At 39.4% G+C, this 5,565-nt stretch carries 4 protein-coding genes and 1 pseudogene; all 5 read right to left on the minus strand.

Going from position 1 to position 5,565, the window contains the following annotated elements:
• Nucleotides 1-76: 76 nt before the first annotated feature.
• Nucleotides 77-2,092, minus strand: coding sequence for a hypothetical protein (locus NY78_RS25115; protein WP_156181124.1), 2,016 nt, complete (start codon nt 2,090-2,092; stop codon nt 77-79).
• Entirely contained in the window at nt 2,092-3,009 is a 918-nt protein-coding gene (locus NY78_RS25120; RefSeq protein WP_156181126.1) for a hypothetical protein, read from the minus strand. The genes NY78_RS25115 and NY78_RS25120 overlap by 1 nt, the downstream gene beginning before the upstream one ends.
• A gap of 555 nt (nt 3,010-3,564) precedes the next feature.
• A pseudogene (locus tag NY78_RS25940) lies at nt 3,565-3,639 on the minus strand (hypothetical protein); the annotation flags it as partial.
• A 206-nt stretch (nt 3,640-3,845) separates the two neighbouring features.
• Complete coding sequence (locus NY78_RS21330) at nt 3,846-4,781, minus strand: glycosyltransferase family 2 protein (RefSeq protein WP_043640912.1); 936 nt, start codon at nt 4,779-4,781, stop codon at nt 3,846-3,848.
• The coding region (locus NY78_RS21335; protein WP_043640915.1) for an NAD-dependent epimerase/dehydratase family protein at nt 4,772-5,565 on the minus strand (794 nt) is incomplete at its 5' end. The genes NY78_RS21330 and NY78_RS21335, both read right to left, overlap by 10 nt.

Genomic DNA, 5,565 nt, shown 5'->3' on the forward strand with positions numbered 1-5,565 from the left:
TTGCATCTCGTCTTTGCCTTCATCTGGCTGCAATAATTCGACTATTGTGAACAGGTCCTAGGTTTATGATGTTATTTCAATGTAAAAAATCGTTATAGCTTGGGCCTGTAAAGCGGTCAGTTCTTATATAAACGGATATGTTAATCCCGTTTAAGTCATAAATCCGAGCAGCAAGAATAATTTTATTTTCTTTACATAAATTTGCTATTGATTTCAATATATCCCGTTGCGCTAGCTTTTCATTGGATTTAAATCCAATCTCATGTTCTTTGAGAACTGAATAGGGCAATTCTGCTACAATAATGACAGGAGGAGTCTTTTGCATTAAATCATTAGCTAAACGAAGGGTAGGCAAGTCACCGAAAAAATCAAACCATGATTGAACGGCACCGTCTAGAGGATAACGTTCAGTTAGCGTGTAAAATACAGGGATATGCGGATAACAATAAATGGGCTCAGATTTGTCACTGTATTTTAAAATGTAATCGACTACTCTTTGAATTTTAGCTTCTTCTTTAGTAGTTAAGCAAATGCCATCGAGCAAAGGAAAAGGACTGGTTTTGCAGTCTAAGCGAAATCTAGTGTCTTCTGCGTTGACACCCCACCAGGAGTATGGATTTTTAAGCTTATCATTCATAAATAGCAGTGCAAGAAAAGAAAACGCAAAAATAAAGACCAAGCTTGTCAATTTCATATGCTTTATCAAAGAATAAAGACTAGACACAATAACACTAAATAACATCGCTACGGCAGATACATGAATGCCATGCATTGATGCTCCAGTGTATAAGAGATAAGAAAAAGACAAAAAACCTATAGTGATAAAAAATATTGCCGAGTAAATATCTTTGTAAAAAACATATAGCCCGTAAAATACAAAAGCAAAAATCGACGCATGAGATATTTCAACCAAGCTCGCATAGATATTTTTATAGAACCCCTGCAGCAATGAAATCCAAAACGGACTTAGATATATACATGTTGCAATAGTAGACGCAAATGCAAAATAAAAAAGGTATGTCTTAAAGTTTTTATTTGGGGGGAAAAATAGTAAAGAACGCGCTTTGTCAGCTAAATATATATATCTAGCTACACGGATCTTGCATGATTTTAAAGCAAAACAAATAGATCCTCGTATGCCTAAAAGAGAAACAAGAGTGATATATGTACCGACCAAAGCAGTAAAAAAAATAAATGAACAAAGAGTATACAAAAATTGTTTAGTAAAATAAATGTTTTTAAAAAAAGCAAATAGAATAGTTTGGCCTCCACCTTTAGCAGACATTGCCCCCCAAAATACATCTTCAAAAAAAGTAGTAAAATCTCCATTTAAGATAGAATTAAGATATATTATCATGCCAAAACAAGGCAAAGAAACCCCCAAAAGATATCCGCCAAGGAGCTTAAGACAGGTGGGAAAAGATTTGTTGTAGATATATGGTATAAAATAAAGCGCAAAAAAAGCTAGGAACAAAATTACCCCGGATTGTTTTGTCAAAAAAACCATAGCTACAAATACGCCAACAAGTAGATCGTATATAAATATTTTTGCTGAAAAAACTTTAGTTTTGAAAACGTTAAATAGAACCGACAAAAATAAATAAAAAGATATTGTAGAAAATAAAAAAGTGATTTCAACAAAATCAAAGTTCATCCATACATCAAATGAATGAAATAGGAGGAAATAGGCAACAGAACCTATTGCTGCAGAAATGGTATCAAACCGAAAGCGCAATCCGCCATAGATGAAAATGCACTGGAGAGAGGCACAAACTATGCCAAAATAGTGGAGTGTTATATATTTCAAACCAAACAAATAATGAATAACAGCGACCAAAAGCACATACGTCGGTGGCAGAATATGGAAAAAATCTTTATAAGGTTTTTTTCCTAAAAGAATGAGCCTTGCATACTCCGTAAACCAGCCTTCGGTTATTAAGAAAAATGAGTTTGAAAATAGCAATTGATATATAGAAATGAGAGAAAAAATCAAAAAAACATTAACATAGTCCTGCTTTTGTTCATTTTTTTTAAAATGCGAGAAGAACATGGTAGAACAATGTTCCGCTATTGGTTTTGTGGCTAATTGCATTATCGCACACTTATAAGTGACATCGTTGTAAACGCGATAGATAGTGGGCGTGATTCATTTATTGCAATGCTTGTACCATTCCCATTCCACTTGCTGAAGTTAAAATCGATTTGATTTTTCCCTTGTTTCGCTGTGAATTTTATTTTTTCAAGCCTGGGATTTTTCGCCCAATTATCAACTTGGAGATCTTTATAAGAGGCCATTTTTGTCCCGTTTACTAATATGTCAAAATCTTGATATTTGATTTTATTGACAAAAGCATACTCCAATTCCATGGGTTGCGAGATGCTACTCCAAAACAGTAATTTTGTTGTTGGCCCAAATAGCCATAAAAATGAGCGAAAATTTTCACTATCGACCTCGGCAGATAGCTTTATATTTTCTGACATCAAAAAAGCATACTTGCTGTCAGAGAATGTTTTTAACAGGTTTTCATTGATTTTAGTCGTCTTTATCTCCTCTTGAATAGCGTAATAGCGTGACGTCAAGACTTGGGAGGTTGAGATTCCAAAGGCAATAGCAGTTACGCAAAACAAAAAAAACCAAGCCCTTTTTTGGAAGCTACGTTTATTTTTATGAAAAAAAGCAAGAATATTTCTGAACGCATCATATCGTTTTGTATGCAAAATTTCTAATTCCTTAAGTGCATCTAAAACACAAAACAGTGCATTGTCATATAAAAAAACCTGAGTAAAATTCCCTTGATTCTCTTTTGACCATTTTTTTAGAAACGCTAAATAAAACTCAAGGTTTGAGCGATCCGATTGCTCCTGAGTTTTTAAGTCCGGTAGTAATAAGGAAAGTTTTCGGGAAATATTCTCTATTAAGCCTAAAAACTCTTCCCGATCGTCAAGCTCTCGACATAAATACAATATTGCTATTTTCCTTCGCAAGTGATCAATCGTGTTACCAGCCATAATTTATGCCTTTTGGTGGGATAGATTCACAGTGAAGCTTAGCTATCGTCCTGTTGTTGGTCATGCCGTCTTCTGGACCTGTCGAGATCCGCTAGCAAAGCTAGATACGCAACGAGGAACGCACTTGAGCAGAATTGCCAGATAGGGGCAGAGAGTCTTGTAGACTTTTTAATGTCAAGTAAAGTATTGATAGACTTTAATACAGGATTATTTACGGACTTTGCACCACTGCCCATAACGGGTATATGCTAGCAGCTAGCCGCTTTGACTCCAACGAAAAAAGGTAAACCAAAGGTAACCAGCAGGAGTTCATCTGCATAATTGTCTCGGACAGCCGTTCAAACGCATTACTTCGGAATTATCCTATTTGGTAAATTTTTGTCCTGAAAGATCTTACCAGATCATCAGTTCCAACTGTAGTGACAAAGGATGCTTTTCTCGATCCACCACTGACTAGCTTTCCACCAAATGAGACATCAACTATCTCCTTATGAGTTTATTGAAAATTTTACAGGAGTTGTTTTGGTGACGCCAAATCTGCGAAACAACTCTAAGCTAGATACCTTGAAATAGTCTTCTAAGTCCGACGACGCAGTATTTTAGATCACCGCAGAAAGGGCACCTAAAACCTTTCGGCCAACGCTACTCCACAAGATGTGCCCAACCACAAAATGTAATTTGTTTGCATGGTTTGCTTAGGGATGATAGTTTCGGTATGTCTAATCTGGCGCTCTCCCCCTAGGTGTCGGCTTAGACGAGCGCATTGTGTCTTAAATTTCCCGAAGTATCTCATCAAAAAAAGTTAATGTCTCAAAGATGCAAATATGCCAAGCCAATTAATCAAGATTGACACGTTCTTTTTCGATAACAAGCGGCCGGGCTAATACTTGTGTGTGAATTGAACCGACATATTCACCGACAATGCCAAGAAAAAACAATTGCACTGACCCTAAAAAAAACATGCCCACTATAATAGGTGCCATTCCAAGAGCAAAGACATCCCAAAATAAAATTTTGTAAATGAGATAACCGATTGCAACTAAAATACTTATAGCTGACATTGCAAATCCAAACATTGTCGCCAGTCGAAGCGGTATTTTTGAATGGTTTGTTATTCCCAACATTGCCATATCATAGAGGGTATAGAAATTATTATGGGTTATCCCCCCATGACGAGGAGGCTTGATGAATTCGACTAACGCAGCTTCGTGCCCAAGCTCAGAAATAATGCCTCTAAGATATGGGTATGCATCGTCAAGAGCCCGTAGTTCTTCTATGACGATACGATCATAGAGACCGAATCCTGTAAAATCTTTTGTGATACTGACGTCAGACAGGATCTCTAGCAATTGGTAGTACTTTTTACGAATAAATCCCATAATCGGGGAATTTATTTCCTGTTTCTTTATGGCCAACACGAGTTTATAGCCGGCCTCCCATTGGCGAATAAAATCCACCAATACTTCCGGAGGGTCCTGAAGATCCGAGGCCATCAGAACAACAGCATCACCTCGAGCCTGCAGCATACCATAAAAAGGAGAACGGATGTGCCCAAAATTTCTAGCGTTGACAATTAGTTTAACCCGCTTGTCCACAGTGCACAACTGCTTAATCAGCGCGACAGTTGTATCCCGCGAAGCATTATCAATATAAATATGCTCATAGTCATAATCAGGAAAATGAGTAGAAAATATTAAGCGAATTTTCTCGTAAAGGAGGTGTACATTCGCTTCTTCATTATAACATGGTGTAACAACACTGATTAACGGCATATATCTTCCTTGGCGGTTTGATTGCGGTACGAAATCAATGAACGGTTCACGGCCTGGCGCAAATCAACGCGCACATATAATCCGAGTTCCTGGCGGGATCGATCGATATTTGGCACATAGCGCGAAGGCAAACGTGAAGGATCTGGTTGTTTAGCCGTCGTTACGACTATTCCGCCTGCTATTTCGGCCATGACTGCAGCAAGCTCACCAATGGAAACGGCTTCGTCAGACCCTACATTGTAAGCCCTGCCTGATGCACCGCGAAGCAAAATTGTGAAGAGCCATTCCACGAGATCTGTGGGATACATATAGGAGCGATATGGCGTACCATCCCCTTGAATGCGGATGGGGCCACCGCGCAAGACATCGGCCAGAAAATTTCCTGCGGCAAAATGCCTGTCCAATGGCAAGAATGGACCGAGAAAGGCAAACGGCCGGGCGATAGGGATGACCAACCTCCCCTGCGCCGCAATTGTTGCGCACATAAATTCTGCCACGCATTTCCCCATACCGTATGCATTGCCGGAAACCAGCGGGTCTGGCCGCCCCTCGAAGGTCTCAGCCATGGAGACCATATCCTCGGGCTGGCGGCCGTAGACGGCTCCAGAACTCACGCACAGCAATCGCCGGGTCTGGCTGCGTTGAGCGTACTCCAGGACCCGTCGGGTACCCTCGACAATAGTATCGAACATAACCAGGGGCGCGTCATGATTGAGGGCGGCGCTGGCTTCGGCAGCGGCGTGGATAATGTAATCGACTGGCTGCGTGGGGAAATCAAAATTCC

It is taken from the genome of Desulfovibrio sp. TomC (genome assembly GCF_000801335.2).
Classification (GTDB): Bacteria; Desulfobacterota; Desulfovibrionia; order Desulfovibrionales; family Desulfovibrionaceae; genus Solidesulfovibrio.